Genomic DNA, 18,975 nt, shown 5'->3' on the forward strand with positions numbered 1-18,975 from the left:
TTATCCCTCGTTACCGTCGGGCAGCGGATGGCTGAGTTTGCGTAGCGCGTCAACCACAAGGCTGACCTTGGAGCCCTTAGATCCCTTCACCAACGCCACGTCACCGGCGTCGATCAGGCCGCCGGCGCGCTCGACCAGCTCGGGCGCGGTCGCGACCCATTCGCCGCGCTGATGCGGCGGCAGCGCCTCGTAAAGATGCCGCATCAAAGGCCCGACGCAATGCACCTGGTCCACCAGCTCCAGGCTGGGCTGATCGGCAAGCGCTGCGTGCAGCTCGGCCTCCTGCGGCCCCATCTCCAGCATGTCGCCGAGCACCGCGATGCGGCGCCCCTTCTGGATCCGTCCCAGCCCGTCGCGCGGCGCGCTGGCGGCCAGCACCTCCAACGCGGCGACCAGCGAGGTCGGGTTGGCGTTGAAGGCGTCGTCGATGAGGTCAAAGGAGAGCTCTGGGTCCACCGGGTCCAGCAGGCGGCGCTCGCGCACGCCGCGCCCCTGCACCGGCTGCCAACGGCCCAGGTCCTGCGCCGCCATGGCCAGGTCTAGGCCCAGCATCTCGACCACCGAAAGCACCGCCACAGCGTTCATCGCGAAATGCCGCCCCGGCACCGAGAGCTTGAACAGCACATCGTTGCCGCCGATGTTGGCGCGAGCAACGGTAGCATCACCGGTCAGGCGCAGATCGGTCAGTTTATGGTCGAACTCGCCCGCGCCGAAGCTTGCAGAATTCGAACAATTGGCCTCCGCGGCGTGCCGCAGGATATCCGAGACCTCAAGGTCGCCGGGGAGTAGCGCCTGCCCGCCTGGTTCCAGCCCTTCAAAGATGGCAGCCTTCTCGGCGGCGATCCCACGCAGGTCATCGAAGGCGGCCAGATGCGCGGCGGCGACGGTGGTGATCATCGCCAGGTCGAGCCGCGCCAGGCGCGCCAAGGGCGCGATTTCCCCGGGCGCGTTCATGCCGATCTCGATCACCGCGAAATCCGCGTCGGCGGGCATGCGCGCCAGCGTCAGCGGCACGCCCCAATGGTTGTTATAGCTGGCCTCGGCGGCATGCGTCCGGCCCTGACGCTCCAGGACGATGCGCAGCATCTCCTTGGTGGAGGTCTTGCCGACCGAGCCGGTGACGCCGATCACGCGCGCCTGGGTGCGGGCGCGCGCCGCGGCGCCGAGCCGCTCCAGCGCCGGAAGAACATCTTCCACGATCAACAGCTTACCAGGGTCCGCACCGCCCGGATCGCGGCTCACCAGAGCCGCCGCCGCCCCCTTTTCAAGCGCCTGGGCGACAAAGTCATGCCCGTCGCGGACGTCCTTGAGCGCCACAAAGAGATCCCCTGGCCGCAAGGAGCGCGTGTCGATAGACACGCCGCCCGCCTGCCAGTCACCGCCGGCCTTGCCGCCCGTCGCGGCGGCGGCCTCCTGCGCCGTCCAGAGGCTCATACCAGCCGCCCGTCAAGCGCCGCCACGGCCACGCTGGCCTGCTCGACATCATCGAAGGGAAAGACGTCGTCGCCGACGATCTGCCCGGTCTCATGCCCCTTGCCGGCCACCAGCAGCGCGTCGCCGGGTTGCAAGGCGTCCACGCCGCGCAGGATCGCCTCGGCCCGGTCGCCCACCTCCGTGGCGTCGGGACAGGCGGCCATGATGGCCTTGCGGATCACCGCCGGGTCCTCGCTGCGGGGGTTGTCGTCTGTCACAAATAGAACATCGGCCTCTGCGGCCGCCGCCTCGCCCATCATTGGGCGCTTATAGGGGTCGCGGTCGCCACCGGCGCCAAAAACCACCACCAAACGCCCCAGCACATGGGGTCGCAGGGCGCGCAAAGCGGTGCGCAGGGCCTCTGGCGTGTGCGAATAATCCACGAAAACCGACGACCCATTTGCGCGGGTGGCGGCATGCTCCATTCGACCGCGAACGCCCTGCAGATCTTGCAACGTGTCAAAGACCCGCGCCGGGTCGCAGCCCGTGGCGATTACAAGCCCGGCGGCGGTCAGCACGTTCTCGGCCTGGAATCCGCCAATCAGCGCCAGCCGTGCCACGCGCGGCCGCCCGTTCCAGTCAAAATGCAGCTCTTGCCCGGTGCCGTCATAGCGCTGCGCCCGGATGCGCAGGTTCGCCTCGGGCCCGTGGCCCACGGTGATCAGGTCCAGGCCGCGATCCATCGCGATATCGGCCATCTCATGCCCGCGCGGGTCGTCGATATTGACCACTGCGGCACCGTCCTCGGCCACCACGCGCCGGAAGAGCCCCGCCTTGGCGTTGAAATAGTCATCGAAATCAGTGTGGTAGTCCAGGTGGTCCTGGCTGAGATTGGTGAAGGCCCCGGCGGCGATCTGCACCCCGTCCAACCGGCGCTGCACCAGCCCGTGGCTGGAGGCCTCCATCGCGGCGTGGCGGATGTCGCGGCTAGCGGTCTCGGCCAGCACGCGGTGCAGGGTGATCGGCTCGGGCGTGGTGTGGGCCAAAGGCGCCTCCCAGGCGCCCTCGATCCCCGTCGTGCCGAGGTTCACCGACGGCAAGCCCAAGAGCGACCAGATCTGCCGCGTGAACGTGGCGACCGAGGTCTTGCCGTTGGTGCCGGTGACCGCCACCATGGTTTCGGGCTGCGCGCCGAACCAAAGTGCGGCGGCATAGGCCAGCGCCTGGCGCGGGTCCTCGGCGATGACCAGCGCCGCGCTGGACGCCGCAAGCTCAGAGGCCGCGATGTCGGCCCCCGCGCGATCCGTCAGAACCGCCGAAGCGCCCATGCGCAATGCGTATTGAATGAACTCGCCGCCATGCACCTGCGCCCCCGGCAGCGCGGCGAATAAATGGCCCGGCCGCACCGTGCGGCTGTCCACCGACAGCCCGGTCACACCGACCTCGCGGCCCGCCTGCGCGGCCAATCCCAAATCCGAGAGCGTTTTTGCCCGATCCCGATCAGCCATGCTGCGGTCCGCCCGTGTTGTTTACCTGCTCTTGGTCAATTGTAGCTCATCTAGGGTGGCGGCTTCAATCTCGGGGCGCAGCCCCAGCAGCGGAGCGGTGCGGCGAATGATCTCGGCGGCCACCGGCACGGCGGTCCAGCCCGCGGTGCGGCGCGGCTTGCTGCCCGAGGTCTCGACCGGCTCGTCCAACGTGACCACGACCACATATTGCGGCGCGTCCGCGGGGAAGACCCCGGCGAAAGTCGCGATCACCTTGTCCTCGTAATAGCCGCCGCGGGGGTTTGGCTTGTCGGCGGTGCCGGTCTTGCCGCCCACCTTATAGCCGGGCACCTCGGCGAAGGTGGCCGTGCCGCGCGTCACGACCTGGCGCAGCATGTCGCGGGCAGCGCGCGAGACCTCCTCGGAGACCACGCGCTCGCCCAAGAGCGGGCCCTGGCGCTTCAGAAGCGTGGGCTTCACCCGATAGCCGCCGTTCAAAAGGCTGGCATAGGCGGTGGCCAGATGCAGCGGGCTGGCAGACATGCCATGCCCGTAAGAGGTTGTGATCGTGACGATTTCAGACCAATTCTTGGGGAGGAGCGGCTTGGCGCCCGGCGCCTCGACCAGCTCCACCGGGGTCGGATCAAAAAAGCCAAGCTCTGAGAAGAACGCGCGTTGCCGCTGCTGCCCGATCATCATCGCCAGGTTCGCCGTGGCGACGTTAGAGGAGTTGACGATCATATCCGTCACCGACAGCTTCGGCCCGAAATTCTTGTTGTTCCATTCGCGGATCCTGAACTTGCCCCAGACAAGCGGCGACTGGGAGTCCAGCTCGGTATGCGCGTTCACCAGGCCAAGCTGCATGCCCTGCGCGGCGGTGATGATCTTGAAGGTCGAGCCAAGTTCGTAGACGCCCTGCACCGCGCGGTTAAACAGCGGATCGTCGGCCCGATCGCCCTCGATCAGCGGCAGGGGGCGGTTATTGGGATCAAAATCCGGCAGGCTTGCCATCGAGACGATCTCGCCCGTATGCACATCCATGATCACCGCCGTGGCGCCCTTGGCGTTCATCAGCCGCATGCCGCCGAAAAGCACGCGCTCCACCGCCGCCTGGACCGTCAGGTCCAGCGACAGCTCCAGCGGGCGGCCCTGCTCGGCCGGGTCGCGCAGGAAATCGTCAAAGGCTTTCTCGACCCCAGCCGTGCCGATCACCTCGGCGGCGTAGACGCCCTCGCGCCCAAAGCCGTAGCCGCCCAGGATATGCGCGGCCAGCTTGCCATTGGGGTAGAGCCGCATCTCGCGCGGGCCGAACAGCAAGCCCGGCTCGCCGATCTGATGCACAAGCTGCTTCTGCTCGGGCGAGATTTTCTTTTTCACCCACAGGAACTTGCGGCTTCCGGTGAAGTCCTTGATCAGCCGCGCCTCGTCCAGATCCGGGAAGATCTTGGCCAGCGCGCGGGCGGCCTTCTCGGGCTCGACCATATGCGGCGGCTGGGCGTAAAGCGAATGCGTGCGCAGGTTGGTGGCCAAGATGCGCCCGCTGCGGTCCACGATGTCGGCGCGCTGCGCCACGATGCGGCTGGTCGAGGCCTTCGCCGTCGGCTCGGCCGGCTCGGAGGAGGCCAGGGTCGCCATGCGCCCGCCCACCACACCGAAGATGCAGAAGAAGAGCAGCGCCAGCACCACCAGGCGCCCCTCGGCGCGCTGCCGCGCCTTTTCGCGCATTTCCTCATGGCGCAGGCGGATGTTCTCGCGCTCGATCACGTCGGGGTTCTCGCCCTTCTGGCGGGCCGACAGGATACGCGCCAGCGGGCGCAGGGGCGTGCGCGTCATGGCACCATGCTCTGCAGATAGACCCGCTCGAGCACCTCTGGGCGCAGGCCCATGACCTCTACCGGGTCCTCGATCACCAGCGGCGGGTACGCGATCTGGTCGATATGGCCGAACTGCTCGGGCCGCAGCGGCATCAGGCCCAGGCTATCGAAGTTGAGATCCGCCAGCTCGCGCAGCCGGTCGGGGCGGTTGAGATAGGCCCATTCGGCGCGCAGCACGGCGCGCTCCTCCATCAGGTCGCCAATCTGGCGGCGCAGATCGCTGACGTCATCCAGAGCGGACTTGGTCTTGTAATTCTCGTGATAGGCCCAAAAAGCCAGCCCCATCACGGCCAGGATGGACACGGAAAACAGAAGCGATCTCAACGTCGCGCCCCCTTTTTGGGAAGTATCGGCATGCCCAGGATCGAGCGCTCGACCGCGCCGGCCTCGGCGCAGGTGCGGCTGGCCACGCGCAGCTTGGCAGAGCGCGAACGCGGGTTCTCGGCAAGCTCCTGATCGTCGGGCCCCACCGCACGGCGGGTCTTGATGCGAAAGCGCGCCGCCCGCTGCGCCTCGGCGGGAGCATAGCGGTTGCCCTGCCCGCCCTGACCGGCGCGATCCTGAAAGAAGCGCTTTACCATGCGGTCCTCGATGGAATGGAAGGTGACCACCGCCAAAAGCCCGCCGGGCTTAAGCGCGCGCTCGGCCGCCGAGAGCCCGTCGGCAAGCTGCTCATATTCGCCATTCACCGCGATCCGCAGCGCCTGGAAGCTGCGCGTCGCCGGGTGCGACTGGCCCGGCTTGGGCCGCGGCAGGCAGCGCTCGATGATCTCGACCAGCTCGAGCGTGGTGCCGATGTAACGCTTTTCGGCCTCCTGCACGATGGTGCGGGCGATGCGGCGGCTGGCGCGCTCTTCGCCGAAATAAAACAGGATGTCGGCCAATTCCTGCTCGTCCAGCCCGTTCACAAGATCCGCGGCATTCGGGCCGGTATCGCCCATGCGCATGTCCAGCGGGCCGTCCGCCATGAAGGAAAAGCCGCGCTCCGGCTGGTCAAGCTGCATCGAGCTGACGCCCAGATCCAGCACCACGCCGTCCAGCTTTTCGTCTGTGTATTCATCCAGTTGGTCGAAGGTGCCCGCCACCATGCGCAGCCGGTCGCCATAATCATCGGCCCAGGAGCGCGCCATCTCAAACACGCTGGGGTCGCGATCCACGGCGATCACCTGATCGGCGCCCGCGTCCAGCAGGGCCCGCGTATAGCTGCCCGCGCCAAACGTGCCATCCAGCCAGACGCCGCTGACCGGCGAGACCTCCGCCATAAGCGGTCGCAACAATACAGGGATGTGTGGCTCTGGCATGAATGCGTCCGCCGCGGCCTCCATTGCCTATTCCCCGCGCCGCTGGTCCAGCAGGGTCAGCGGGTCAAAGTCATCGGGGTAATCTTCAAGCCAAGCCTCGGTCTTACTGACCTCCTCGGCCTCGTAGGTCTCGGGCTTCCAGATCTGGAACGTGTCGCCGGTCGCGATAAAGAAGGCCTCGGTGTCCAGCCCGATCTTCTGCCGCAACTTGGCGGGCAGGACCAGACGGCCTGTTTCATCGACATTCGTGGACAGTGACTGACCGGAGAACAGCCGCTCCAGCATCCGCCGCTCGACAGAGCCGCGCGGCAGGGCGCTGATCTGGTCATCGACCTCGTCGATGGCCTCAACCGTGTAGCATTCCAGGTAAGAGCGGCGATGGTCGCCGTAGACGATGACAAATTCGGGGTCGTTGCCGTCCGCGTTCGGGTCTCCGGCGGCCAGCACACGGCGAAACTGAGCGGGGATGGACACCCTGCCCTTTCCGTCCACCTTTTGGTGGAACTCGCCTCTGAACCTCCGTGCCACTGTCCCGCGGCCCCTTTTGTCTCGCCCCCGAAAAAATCCTTAGCCCTTCAAAGGAAACGGCGGATTGGATGCTGCCATGTTCCAATCCGCCGCCCTCGTCCCGCTTTTGCGGGTAGGTCCAGCTGCGCGCGCCACCTGGGGGGATGTCTGCTCGCCCGCGCGCCGGATCTCTTGGTTCGATGAATGCGGGTGCCTGTATGAAACCTGACTTATATTGGATCGGGGTCTTGTTTGCCCCTTTGGCCCATATTCATCGTGTAAGCAGGGATGCCATGGGAATTCATGGAAATCAACAGGAAATTTGTGGAAACTTGGGCAACATCTTGTCCAGAACGGGTCTGGAACACAATATATCGCGACGAAATTTCCAATATCGACACATATTGTGGTAATTGCGTCGACGGCAGCCACAATATTTAGCGTTTCACTGTGCCCGCTCGAAACTTCCCATAGTTTCCCAAAAAACTCGCCGCGGAGAGCGAATTACACGCAAAATCGGTAGCGCTCAACGCGAATTTGGTAAAGAACCATGCGATTCAGGCGCGCTGATTCGCACCAACGCGCCCAAATTGGGCCACTGTCCCATGAATTCCCGTTCCCATGATTTCCCAATGAAGGGACTAGGCGATCCCGCCCGCCACCAATCCGCGCGCCAGTTGGGCATAGGCGTCGGCCTCTGGCCCCTCGCCCGCAGCGACCGGCGTGCCCGCGTCGCCCGCGATGCGCACATCCAGCGACAAGGGCAGCTCGCCCAGGAAGGGCACGCCCAGCTTTTCGGCCTCGGCCTTCACGCCGCCATGTCCAAAGATGTCATGCCGCGCGCCGCAGTCGGGGCATATAAAGGTCGACATGTTCTCTATAAGGCCCAGGACGGGCGTTTTGAGCTTGCCGAACATGTCGATGGCCTTGCGCGCGTCCAGAAGGGCCACGTCCTGCGGGGTCGAGACCACAAGCGCGCCGGTCATCTTGGTCTTCTGGCAGAGCGTCAGCTGAACGTCGCCCGTGCCCGGCGGCAGGTCCACGATCAGCACGTCCAGCTCGCCCCATTGCACCTGCCCCAGCATCTGCTGCAGCGCGCCCATCAGCATCGGACCGCGCCAGACCACCGCCTGGTCGGGGTCCACCATTAGGCCGATCGACATCATCGTGACCCCGTGGGACTTCAGCGGGATGATGGTCTTGCCGTCCGGGCTGGCGGGGCGCTGGTTGACGCCCATCATGCGCGGCTGGCTGGGTCCGTATATATCGGCGTCCAAGAGGCCCACGCGCCGACCCTGCCGGGCCAAGGCCACGGCTAGATTGGAAGAGACCGTGGATTTACCCACCCCGCCCTTGCCGCTGGCGATGGCCAGGATGCGGTCGACGCCGCTGACTGGCGCGGGGCCGTCTTGCGGCGTAGGGTGGCGGCCGATCTTAAGGTCCGGCGGCGGCGCTTTATGCTGCGGCGCAGCAGGGCCATGCGCTGTGAGCACTGCTGAGACATGGGTCACACCCGGCAGATCGGCCACCCGCCGCTCGGCCTCGGCACGCGCCGCGGACCAGGATTTCGCCGAATCCGCGTCCGGCGATTCGATCACAAATTTGACCTGACCGCCCTCAACCGACAGCGCGCGCACCACATCGCGTGAGACCAGATCGCCACCATCCGGCAGCTTAACTGTTGACAACACTTGACGAATTTCCGCCGCACTGACCGCCATGGCTTTATTTCCTGCATAAGTTTCACTCCATAGGTGTGATTCTTTACGCAAAGGGCAAGGGGCGACACTCAGAGCGCCCTATTATGCCGCAACGTGGCGTAAACTTTACGCTAGGTCACATATGCAATTGCTGCATAGCAGCATTTCGAAGCTAGCCGTTGTGCATCCGCAGCAAAACCCTATCTTGGTGTCAACAGCAGGCGACAAGAGCCGAGAGAAACTGGCACCGCCTGCGCCAACCGAGCAAGATAAAGAGTACCGACGATGGCCTTTGTAGACGAACTACACCGCTTTGAGAGCCGCCTGGTTAACCAGATGCGCAACAGCTTTGCCGACCTGCGCCGCGCCGCGCATCGCCGCAAAGAGATCCGCGCGACCGTTGCAGAGCTAAGTGCCCTGTCCGACCGCGAATTGTCTGACCTGGGCATCGCCCGCGGCGAAATCTACGCAATCGCCAAGCAGAACGGCTCGTAAGACACAGAATTCAGATCAGGCCGCCCTCTCCTCCTCCCTGGGCTGTCTGTAACCTGAGCGGCGACGTCTCTCCTCCTCCCTGACGTCGCCGCATCTTATTTTAAGTGTGAGCTCTCCTCCTCCCTGCTCACACCTAACGGAAACGGCGGCGTCCACCTCCTCCCGGGCGCCGCCGTTTTCTTTTTTTGGCCCACGTGATGCGGCTTGAGCGCTGGCTTGCGGTGTGCCACGCTCCGGCGAGGCGCCGTTGTGACGAGTTTAGGCGGGAGGGGACATCATGGACGGCGAGACTGATGCGGCTGCCGCGCCCAAGCTGATAACAGTGCATGGGACGGGAGCGGGCTCTGATGAGGCGCAAAGGGACCGCTGGTGGCAAATCGGCAGCCCTTTCATGATCGCACTGGCCGAACGCCTAAAGACTCCGTCCGAGCCTGTGCCCTTTCAGTGGGGCTTGGGCGACAACAGCGAAGAGGCCCGACGAAAAGCCGGCGCCGCGCTGTTAAAGACCGTGCAAGAGGAAGAAAAGCAGGGCAACGCCTACTATCTGATCGGGCATAGCCATGGCGGCTCGGTCATCTACAGCGCGCTGCTACACGCGACGCGCAGCGGCATCACGCTGCCGGGGCTCATGGGCTGGTGCACGGTGGGCACGCCCTTCATGGACTACACGCCGAACAAGCGCATGTGGCAGCGCATGGGCGAAAAGAGCCTGTCTGTCTTCGTCTCCGGCGTCTTCGCGGCCATAGCCGCGGTGATTTATGTCATCTTTGGGCTGATTGACTACGACACGGCGACCTCTGCTGGGCACGAATACGTCGTCGCGGGCGTCATGGCGGGCTACGCCCTCTCGGCTTTCCTGCTGCTCAAGCTCCTGGAGCGCATGCGCCGCAAATGGTTTGACCGCAAGCACAAGCTGCGCTTGGAAGAACAGTTTGGCCATCAATGGCTGGGCCTATGGCACAATGAAGACGAGGCCATCGCCGCGCTTTCCAACGTGCGCCATGTCTATGGCGACCTGGTGCCGCCCAGCTTCCTAAAGCCCGCGATCCTTGTGGTGCAGATCATCGCGGTGGCCATCATCGGGCTTGGTCTTATCAACCTTGTCGAGGACTTCGTCACCATCGACGATCCTGGTGCCTTCCTCGCCATTTTTGTGCTCGTCGCCTTGATTGTAATTGCCGTGATTGTGTTCCTGATTGTCTGGCTGATCTCTTGGGTGCTGAAGAAACTGCTGGGCGCGCTGGGTTATCCGCTGGCCGGTTGGATCAATCGCATTGTGTGGCGGTCCGTGCGCGAGCGCAGCTGGGGCGACGATATTGGTCCGGAGGAGGTCAGCGGGGTCTCGGCAAACCCGCCCGACTTTAAACGTGAATTTGCGCCCCTGCCGGAAGTGGTGGCGGCGCCGCTGCGCGGGCATAGCGACCGCAACGCGATCTCGACGCTGAACAAAGTGCGCCGCATCCTGGGCATGGCGCAGGGCGAGAAGGTCTCGCCCGACCTGCGCGGCGAATTAAACGATAGTTTGCAATGGGATGAGCTGATTCATACCTCCTATTTCGACGTGCCGGAATTTGTGGACCTAGTGGCGCTTGGGTTGAGCCGAGCGGGGCTGGGCGCGCTGCGCGATGGCTTCGTGCTGCCCAAGTCAGAACGCGACGCGTTGGAGACTTGGCTGTCGGGGAACCCGACGCTTCAAGAATAGCGGCGACCCATCCAAGTTGCGTCTATGAGTTTTTGGGTTGGAGCCGCGGCTCCCACCCGGATCTATGATCCGGGACGAATCGCCAAGATTTTCCTAACTTTTTCGGACAGGACCGTCACATTGGACGAATAAGATGCGAATTCGCCTTAGAAAGGGACGTCGTCCGCGCGCTCTGCGGACACGATGAACTTCGAGATCACCTTCTTAGCGCCCGCCTTCTCGAACTCGATGTCCAGCTTGTCGCCCTCAATCCCCATCACGTAACCATAGCCGAATTTCTGGTGGAACACGCGGTCGCCCTGGGTGAAGGCGCTGATCGCGTCGAGGTCGATCACGGTATTGCCGGATTCCTGCGGCTGCGACATCGGGCGGCGCGACTGGCGCTGTTGCAGGCGCTTCCAGCCGGGCGAGTTATAGACATTCGCCTCCGCCGCGCGGGCCTCCACCGTTGGGGCCGCGGCGCCGTAGCCACCACCGTAAAGACCCGGCGGGGTGAGCACGTCCACATGATCCTCTGGCAACTCGTCAATGAACCGGCTGGGCATGGCGGACTGCCACTGCCCGTAGGTGCGCCGGTTCGCGGCGAAGCTGATCGTGCACAGCGCCTCTGCCCGCGTGATGCCGACATAGGCCAGGCGGCGCTCTTCTTCGAGGCCCTTCACGCCGCTCTCGTCCATCGAGCGCTGAGATGGGAAAAGTCCATCCTCCCACCCCGGCAGGAAGACCGAAGGAAACTCTAGCCCCTTGGCGGCATGCAGGGTCATGATTGACACTTTCGAACCTTCGCCCTCGGTCTCATTGTCCATGATCAGCGCGACATGTTCCAGGAAGCCTTGAAGATTCTCGAACTGATCAAGGGCTTTGACGAGTTCCTTAAGATTCTCGAGCCGCCCGGCGGCCTCGGGCGTCTTGTCCAATTGCCACATCTCGGTATAGCCGCTCTCATCGAGCATAATCTCGGCCAATTCGACGTGATTGTAGGATTTGTCCAAGGCGTGCACATGCCAGCGGTCGAAGAAATCGACCAGTTTGCCGATCTCGCCCTTGGCCTTGCCGCTGAGTTCGCCCTGTGCGACGGCGATCCGCGCGCCCTCTAGCAGCGACACACCATTGCCGCGCGCGATGCGCTGCATCGTCTGCTGCGCCTTGTCGCCCGCGCCGCGCTTGGGCGTGTTCACGATGCGCTCGAACGCAAGATCGTCGTCGGGCGAGCAGGCCACGCGGAAATAGGCCATCGCGTCGCGGATCTCCATCCGCTCGTAGAACCGAGGCCCGCCGATCACGCGGTACGGCAGCCCGATGGTCAGAAACCTGTCCTCGAAGGCGCGCATCTGGTGCGAGGCGCGCACCAAGATCGCCATCCCGTCCAGGTCCACCGGGTCCAAGCCGCGGGTGCCACCCTGCATCGCCTCGATCTCTTCGCCGATCCAGCGGGCCTCTTCCTCGCCATCCCAATGACCGATCAGCCGAACCTTCTCGCCCTCGTCAAGCTCGGTGAACAGCGTCTTGCCCAGCCGCCCCTTATTGCCCTCGATCACGCCGGACGCCGCGCCCAGGATGTGCGGCGTCGAGCGGTAATTCTGCTCCAGCCGGATCACCGTGGCCCCGGGAAAGTCCTTTTCGAACCGCAGGATGTTGCCCACCTCGGCGCCGCGCCAGCCATAGATCGACTGGTCGTCATCGCCCACGCAGCAGATATTCTTATGCCCCTGCGCCAGGAGCCGCAGCCACATATACTGCGCCACGTTGGTGTCCTGATACTCGTCCACCAGGATGTAGCGGAACCAGCGCTGGTACTGCGCCAGCACGTCCTCGTGCTTCTGAAAGATCGTCAGCACATGCAGCAGCAGGTCGCCGAAATCGACGGCGTTCAGCTCTAACAGCCGCCGCTGATACAAGTGATAAAGCTCGATCCCGCGCTGGTTAAAGGCATTCGCCTCCTCCGCCGGCACCTTGTCGGGCGTCCAAGCGCGGTTCTTCCAGCTGTCGATGATCGAGGAGAGCATCCGCGGCGGCCAGCGCTTCTCGTCAATATTCGCGGCCAGGATCAACTGCTTGAGCAGCCGCACGGTATCGTCCGTGTCCAGGATGGTGAAGTTCGATTTCAGCCCGACCAGCTCGGCATGGCGGCGCAAGAGCTTTACCCCGATGGCGTGGAACGTGCCCAGCCAGGGCATGCCCTCGACGGTTTGGCCCAAGAGCTTCCACACGCGGTTCTTCATCTCGCGCGCGGCCTTGTTGGTGAAGGTCACCGCCAGGATCTCGTTCGGGCGCGCGGTGCCGGTGTTCAGCAGATGCGCGATGCGCGTGGTCAGCGCCTTCGTCTTGCCGGTGCCCGCCCCCGCGAGCATCAGCACCGGGCCGTTCAACGCCTCCACCGCCTCGCGCTGGGGCGCATTTAGGCCGTCGAGATAAGGCGCCGGACGCGCCGCCATCGCCCGCGCGGACAGTGACAGCCCCGCGGCCTCTTCAAACGCATCGCTCTCGTCGAAGTGACTCATGGAACGCAACATATAGTGGCATGCGCGAAAGGGGAAGCGCTGTTCTTATTATGTTCCGCAGAGGTTTCGGCGAATTTTATGCGGCTATGCGCCGCGATGCGTCCTCTTCCACCACACGGCCAAAGCGCGACGAGAAGGTGAGCGGCGCGGGCTTGCTCTTTGAGACCACCGAGGCCCGCCCAAACTGCAGAACCACCTCGCCCGGAACACCGGTCCCGATCAACGCGTGAACCGAGGGAATCAGCTCGAACACCTCCTCGGCATCGCGATCGGTGCGATCCGTCAAGAGAATCGTGGAGAGATGCGCATGCTGATGCTCTGCCATCAAGATCGTGCTGTGGGATAGGCGCCCACGCACCCGCTCGGAGGCCACGAGCAGGTCAACCACATTCGTCGAGATGAACGCCTCTGCCACCTTCAGGCTGCTGGTGGCGGTCACAAGCACCCCCGCCTTGATGAAGGGGATCATGATCGCCTCTTGCTGCGGAAGGTCATCGGTGACGAGCAAAACCTGCATGGTGCGGTCCTTTCTGAACCCAAGTTCGCGGTCACCATACGCAAAGAGCACTTAAAATTTGCTGAAAGCACCAGGAAAACTTCCCACAAATGCTTGGCGGCTTTGTTAACTGTCGGTAGAGGAAAACGGATGAGCCTTGATAACCGATACCCCGCGATCTCTGATCTGGCCGCCCGCGCGCGGCGGCGCATCCCCGGTTTCGCCTGGGATTACCTGGACAGCGGCACCGGCACCGAGGCCACCGTGCGGCGCAACCGCGCCAAGCTGGACGAGATCCTGTTCGACCCGGCCATCCTGTCGGGAGAGCTGGAGTTCGACCTCTCCACAACCCTTCTGGGCCGCGACTACCCCTTGCCCTTCGGCATCGCGCCCGTGGGCATGTCCGGGCTGATGTGGCCCGACGCCGAGCGCACGCTGGCCCGGCTGGGGCGCGACGAAGGCATCCCCTACTCGCTGTCCACCGTGGCCGCGCAGACGCCAGAGACCGTGGGGCCGCATCTGGGCCCCGACGCCTGGTTCCAGCTCTACCCGCCGCGCGACCCCGACATCCGCAAGGATATGCTGCGGCGCTTCAAGGACGCCGGTTTCGGCACGCTGGTGCTGACCGCGGACGTCCCCGTCGCCTCGCGCCGCGAGCGGCAATTGCGCGGCGGCATGTCCACCCCGCCCAAGCTGACCCCGCGCATCCTGGCGCAGATCGCCCTGCGCCCGGAATGGGCCATGGGCACGCTGCGCCACGGCCTGCCGCGGCTGCGCACCATCGAAAGCTACACCGGCGACAAGGGCGCGCTGAGCTCGACCAAGCATATCGGCTACCTGATCCGCACCTCGCCGGATTGGGAGTACCTCAAATGGCTGCGCGACCACTGGGACGGGCCGATGATGGTCAAAGGCGTGCTGGTGGCCGAGGACGCGGCGCGGCTGAAGGACGAGGGCGTCGATGCCGTCTGGGTCTCGAACCACGCCGGGCGGCAGTTCGACGGCTCGCCCGCCTCAATCGAGGTGCTGCCGGGCATCCGCGAGGCCGTGGGGCCGGACTACCCGCTCGTCTTCGATGGCGGCATCGCCGGCGGGCTGGACATCATGCGCGCGCTGGCCATGGGGGCGGATTTCGTGATGCTGGGCCGGGCGTTTCACTACGGGCTGGGGGCCTTGGGGGCCGCCGGTGCGGCGCATGTGGTGCATATCCTGCGCGAGGACCTAAAGTCGAACCTTGGGCAGCTTGGGCTGGCGTCCTTCGAGGGCCTGGCGGAGCGGATGCGGTCGTCGTAACTGGGTTGATCATGGTCGATCTTTGAACTGGAGTGATCCTCTGGCCTAAAGCGCAACGCCTCTGCAACGCTTGCCGACACCAGACGCCACGGAATCCAAGCAATTCAACCGCCCGAGCTTGCCTCGGGCAGCGGCCGACCTCCCCCAAGGAGGCCGCTTTTGCTACGTTGCAACCCATTGGAACGCTGGCGTTCTCGAAGATCGCTCGCAAAACAGAACCGCTGCGCAAGCGTCCTCCAGGTCGGCCGCTGCCCGGGTTGCGCTTGGGTCAGGTTGGAGGCCCCGGATCAAACACCAGCTCCAGGCCAAAGGCCGAAGCCTCCGCGCATACTGCTTCTTAAAAGCATTCCGTCGCGCCTCACCCACAAACAGCCGATTTCGGTCAAACAGCTTTACCAATTCCGCGAATAACCATAAGAGATGCTGCAACTGCAAAACACGGAGGGGACCTTGGCCGAATTTCAGAAAATCCTCATCGCCAACCGCGGCGAGATCGCCATCCGCGTCATGCGCGCGGCCAACGAGCTGGGCAAGCGCACCGTGGCGGTCTACGCCACCGAGGACAAGCTGAGCCTGCACCGGTTCAAGGCGGACGAGGCCTATCTGATCGGCGAGGGGATGGGGCCGGTGGCCGCCTATCTCTCGATCGACGAGATCATCCGCGTGGCCAAGGAATGCGGCGCCGACGCGATCCACCCCGGTTACGGCCTGCTCAGCGAGAACCCCGATTTCGTCGAGGCCTGCGACGCCAACGGCATCACCTTCATCGGGCCCAAGGCGGCCACGATGCGCGCCCTTGGCGACAAGGCCAGCGCCCGGCGCGTGGCCATCGAGGCGGGCGTGCCGGTGATCCCGGCCACCGAGGTGCTGGGCGACGACATGAAGAAGATCGCCAAGGAGGCGGCCGAGATCGGCTATCCCTTGATGCTCAAGGCCTCCTGGGGCGGCGGCGGGCGCGGGATGCGCCCCATCGAGGGCCCCGACGAGCTGCAGGAGAAGATCCTAGAGGGCCGCCGCGAGGCCGAGGCCGCCTTTGGCAATGGCGAGGGCTACCTGGAGAAGATGATCCTGCGCGCGCGCCATGTCGAGGTGCAGATCCTCGGCGACAGCCACGGCGCGATCTATCACCTGTGGGAGCGCGATTGCTCGGTGCAGCGCCGCAACCAGAAGGTCGTCGAACGCGCGCCCGCGCCCTACCTCTCCGGCGCCCAACGCGAGCGGCTCTGCAATCTCGGCAAGAAGATCTGCGAGCATGTGAACTACGAATGCGCCGGCACGGTCGAGTTCCTGATGGATATGGAGACCGGCGAGTTCTACTTCATCGAGGTGAACCCCCGCGTGCAGGTCGAGCATACCGTCACGGAAGAAGTGACCGGTATCGACATCGTGCGCGCCCAGATCCTCATCGCCGAGGGCAAGTCGCTGATCGAGGCCACGGGCACCGCCACGCAATATGACGTGCAGCTGCGCGGCCATGCGATCCAGTGCCGGGTGACGACCGAGGACCCCACCAACAACTTCATCCCCGACTATGGCCGCATCACCGCCTATCGCGGGGCCACGGGCATGGGCATCCGCCTGGATGGCGGCACCGCCTATTCCGGCGCGGTGATCACGCGCTACTACGATTCGCTGCTCGAGAAGGTCACCGCCTGGGCCCCCACGCCCGAGGCCGCGATCAAGCGCATGGACCGCGCCCTGCGCGAGTTCCGCATCCGCGGCGTCAGCACGAATATCGCCTTTGTCGAGAACCTGCTGCAGCACCCGACCTTTTTGGGCAACGAGTACCACACCAAGTTCATCGACCAGACGCCGGAGCTGTTTGCCTTCGCGCCGCGGCGGGACCGGGCCACCAAGATCCTCAGCTACATCGCGGATGTGACGGTGAACGGGCATAATGAGGTGGCCAAGGAGACGCGCCCGGCGGCCCTGGCCGCGCCGAAGCCGCCCGTTAAGGCGAATGAGGCGCCCCCCGACGGCACGAAACAGATCCTCGACCGCGACGGGCCGCAGGCCCTGGCCGATTGGATGGCCGCGCAGAAGAACCTGCTGATCACCGACACCACGATGCGCGACGCGCATCAGTCGCTGCTGGCCACGCGGATGCGCTCGATTGACTTGATCCGGGTGGCGCCGAACTACGCGCATGACCTGGGCGGGCTCTTCTCGCTGGAATGCTGGGGCGGGGCCACCTTCGACGTGGCCTACCGCTTCCTCGACGAGTGCCCCTGGCAGCGGCTGCGCGACATCCGCGCGGCGGTGCCCAACGTGATGACGCAGATGCTGCTGCGCGGCTCCAACGGCGTGGGCTACACCAACTACCCCGACAACGTGGTGCAGGCCTTCGTGGCGCGCGCCGCCGAGACCGGCATCGACCTCTTCCGCGTCTTCGACCCGCTGAACTGGGTCGAGAATATGCGCGTCTCGATGGATGCGGTGCTGGAAAGCGGCAAGGTTCTGGAGGCTGCGGTTTGCTATACCGGCGACGTGCTGGACAGCGCGCGGCCGAAATACGACCTGAAATACTATGTCAAAATGGCCAAAGAGCTGCAGGCGGCGGGCACGCATATCCTGTGCATCAAGGACATGGGCGGGCTGCTGAAGCCCGCGGGCGTAAAGCTGCTGGTCAAGACCCTCAAGGAGGAGACCGGCCTGCCGATCCACCTGCACACCCATGACACGGCGGGGATCGGCTGCGCGACCTACCTGGCCGCCGCCGAGGCCGGCGTGGACGCCATCGACTGCGCCATGGACGCGCTTTCGGGCAACACCTCGCAGCCCACGCTTGGCACCATGGTGGAGGCGCTGCGCCAGTCCGAGCGCAGCTCGGCCCTGGATGTGGAAGCGATCCGCGAGATATCCAACTACTGGGAGGCCGCACGCGCGCAATATTCTGCCTTTGAGAGCGGGCTGCAGGCGCCAAACTCCGAGGTCTACCTGCACGAGATGCCCGGCGGGCAGTTCACCAACCTCAAGGCCCAGGCCCGCTCTATGGGGCTAGAGGACAAATGGCCCGAGGTCGCGCGCACCTATGCGGATGTGAACCAGATGTTCGGCGACGTGATCAAGGTCACGCCGATCGCCAAGACCGTGGGCGATCTGGCGCTGGTGATGGTCAGCCAGGGGCTGACCACCGAGGACGTGCTGGACCCCAAGACAGAGGTCGCCTTCCCCGACAGCGTGGTCACGCTGATGAAGGGCCAGGTGGGCCAGGCCCATGGCGGCTTCCCCAAGGACATCCAAAAGAAGGTGCTGAAGGGCGAAAAGCCGATCACGGTGCGCCCTGGCTCGCTCTTGGAGGACGCCGATCTGGAGGCCGAACGCGCCGCGCTGGCGGAGAAGTTCAGCGCCAAGATCGATGACGAGGACCTGATGGGCCACATGATGTACCCCAAGGTCTTCGCCGATTACATGACCCGCCACGCCGAGTTCGGCCCGGTACGCACCCTGCCGACCTCGACCTTCTTCTACGGCATGGAGCCCGGCGAAGAGATCGCCGCCGAGATCGACCCCGGCAAGACCCTGGAGATCCGGCTGCAGGCAGTGGGCGAGGCGCATGAGGAAGACGGATCCGTCCGGGTGTTCTTTGAGCTGAACGGCCAGCCGCGCGTGGTGCGCGTGGCCGACAAACGCGCCAGCGCCGTGGTCGCCGCGCGGCCCAAGGCCGAACCCGGCAACGCCAACCACGTGGGCGCGCCGATGCCCGGCGTGGTGGCCACCGTGGCGGTGCAGGCCGGCGGCGAGGTCAAAGAAGGCGACCTGCTGCTGACCATCGAGGCGATGAAGATGGAAACCGGCCTGCATGCCGACCGAGACGCGGTGGTCAAGGCCGTGCATGTCTCGCCCGGCGGTCAGATCGACGCCAAGGACCTGCTGGTGGAGCTGGAATAGCGCGTCTCAAAGCCAGGCTCGCGCCAAGCGGGCGGGATTGTCAGGTGTCTTTGTGACCGCACGCTAGAGTATCGGTGCCACTCGGATGTCCTTTGTTGGCTTGGAGCGGTCATTGAAGGTAGTCCTGCCCCGGGGCTTGACCCGGGGCCTCTACCCTGAGCCAAGCGCAACTTGGGCTGCGGCCGACCTGGAGGTCGCCTGCGCATCAGCTCAATCGCTCACATCATCTCTGGAAACCGCAACGTTTCAACTGGATGCAACGTTGCAAATGCGGCCTCCTGAGGGAGGTCGGCCGCAGCCCAGGCAAGCTGGGCG

Annotated in this window: 13 protein-coding genes; 4 read left to right on the forward strand and 9 right to left on the reverse strand. The window is 64.8% G+C overall.

All coding sequences use genetic code 11. The annotated features are described in order from the left end of the window. From AIOL_RS14995 to AIOL_RS15025, 7 genes are all read right to left on the reverse strand, one after another. The gene (locus AIOL_RS14995) at positions 1 to 1,434 is read right to left on the reverse strand and encodes a UDP-N-acetylmuramoyl-tripeptide--D-alanyl-D-alanine ligase (protein ID WP_049643725.1); all 1,434 of its coding nucleotides are present in this window, start codon (positions 1,432 to 1,434) and stop codon (positions 1 to 3) included. After that, on the reverse strand, positions 1,431 to 2,921 hold the full coding sequence (locus tag AIOL_RS15000) for a UDP-N-acetylmuramoyl-L-alanyl-D-glutamate--2,6-diaminopimelate ligase (RefSeq protein WP_049643726.1): 1,491 nt from the start codon (positions 2,919 to 2,921) through the stop codon (positions 1,431 to 1,433). The genes AIOL_RS14995 and AIOL_RS15000 overlap by 4 nt, the downstream gene beginning before the upstream one ends. 21 nt (positions 2,922 to 2,942) lie before the next feature. Then, positions 2,943 to 4,733, reverse strand: a complete 1,791-nt coding sequence (locus tag AIOL_RS15005; RefSeq protein ID WP_049643727.1) for a peptidoglycan D,D-transpeptidase FtsI family protein — start codon at positions 4,731 to 4,733, stop codon at positions 2,943 to 2,945. Then, positions 4,730 to 5,098, reverse strand: coding sequence for a cell division protein FtsL (gene ftsL, locus AIOL_RS15010; RefSeq protein ID WP_049643728.1), 369 nt, complete (start codon positions 5,096 to 5,098; stop codon positions 4,730 to 4,732). Before ftsL ends, AIOL_RS15005 begins: the two co-directional genes overlap by 4 nt. Further along, positions 5,095 to 6,075 (reverse strand): 16S rRNA (cytosine(1402)-N(4))-methyltransferase RsmH, encoded by a 981-nt coding sequence (rsmH, locus tag AIOL_RS15015; RefSeq protein WP_049645476.1) that lies wholly within the window; start codon positions 6,073 to 6,075, stop codon positions 5,095 to 5,097. The genes ftsL and rsmH overlap by 4 nt, the downstream gene beginning before the upstream one ends. Before the next feature lie 27 nt (positions 6,076 to 6,102). Beyond that, positions 6,103 to 6,603, reverse strand: a complete 501-nt coding sequence (gene mraZ, locus AIOL_RS15020; protein WP_082152616.1) for a division/cell wall cluster transcriptional repressor MraZ — start codon at positions 6,601 to 6,603, stop codon at positions 6,103 to 6,105. Between the two features lie 620 nt (positions 6,604 to 7,223). Then, the gene (locus AIOL_RS15025; protein ID WP_049643730.1) at positions 7,224 to 8,303 is read right to left on the reverse strand and encodes an Mrp/NBP35 family ATP-binding protein; all 1,080 of its coding nucleotides are present in this window, start codon (positions 8,301 to 8,303) and stop codon (positions 7,224 to 7,226) included. Positions 8,304 to 8,567: 264 nt separating this feature from the next. On the opposite strand from AIOL_RS15025, the gene AIOL_RS24480 reads away from it, so the two are divergent. After that, positions 8,568 to 8,777, forward strand: a complete 210-nt coding sequence (locus AIOL_RS24480; RefSeq protein WP_082152617.1) for a DUF1127 domain-containing protein — start codon at positions 8,568 to 8,570, stop codon at positions 8,775 to 8,777. 277 nt (positions 8,778 to 9,054) lie between these two features. Continuing rightward, positions 9,055 to 10,479, forward strand: coding sequence for a hypothetical protein (locus AIOL_RS15030; RefSeq protein ID WP_049643731.1), 1,425 nt, complete (start codon positions 9,055 to 9,057; stop codon positions 10,477 to 10,479). 146 nt (positions 10,480 to 10,625) lie between these two features. On the opposite strand, the gene AIOL_RS15035 is transcribed toward AIOL_RS15030, so the two are convergent. Beyond that, on the reverse strand, positions 10,626 to 12,980 hold the full coding sequence (locus AIOL_RS15035) for an ATP-dependent helicase (RefSeq protein ID WP_049643732.1): 2,355 nt from the start codon (positions 12,978 to 12,980) through the stop codon (positions 10,626 to 10,628). Between the two features lie 76 nt (positions 12,981 to 13,056). Next, positions 13,057 to 13,497, reverse strand: a complete 441-nt coding sequence (locus AIOL_RS15040) for a hypothetical protein (protein WP_152912545.1) — start codon at positions 13,495 to 13,497, stop codon at positions 13,057 to 13,059. 129 nt (positions 13,498 to 13,626) lie between these two features. Here AIOL_RS15040 and AIOL_RS15045 point away from each other — a divergent pair, with 129 nt between their 5' ends. Beyond that, a complete protein-coding gene (locus tag AIOL_RS15045) occupies positions 13,627 to 14,769 on the forward strand; it encodes an alpha-hydroxy acid oxidase (protein ID WP_049643734.1) in 1,143 nt (380 codons plus the stop codon). Positions 14,770 to 15,219: 450 nt separating this feature from the next. Further along, the gene (pyc, locus tag AIOL_RS15050; RefSeq protein ID WP_049645477.1) at positions 15,220 to 18,660 is read left to right on the forward strand and encodes a pyruvate carboxylase; all 3,441 of its coding nucleotides are present in this window, start codon (positions 15,220 to 15,222) and stop codon (positions 18,658 to 18,660) included. Positions 18,661 to 18,975: the final 315 nt, after the last annotated feature.

It is taken from the genome of Candidatus Rhodobacter oscarellae (assembly GCF_001078595.1).
Classification (GTDB): Bacteria; Pseudomonadota; Alphaproteobacteria; order Rhodobacterales; family Rhodobacteraceae; genus Rhodobacter_B; species Rhodobacter_B oscarellae.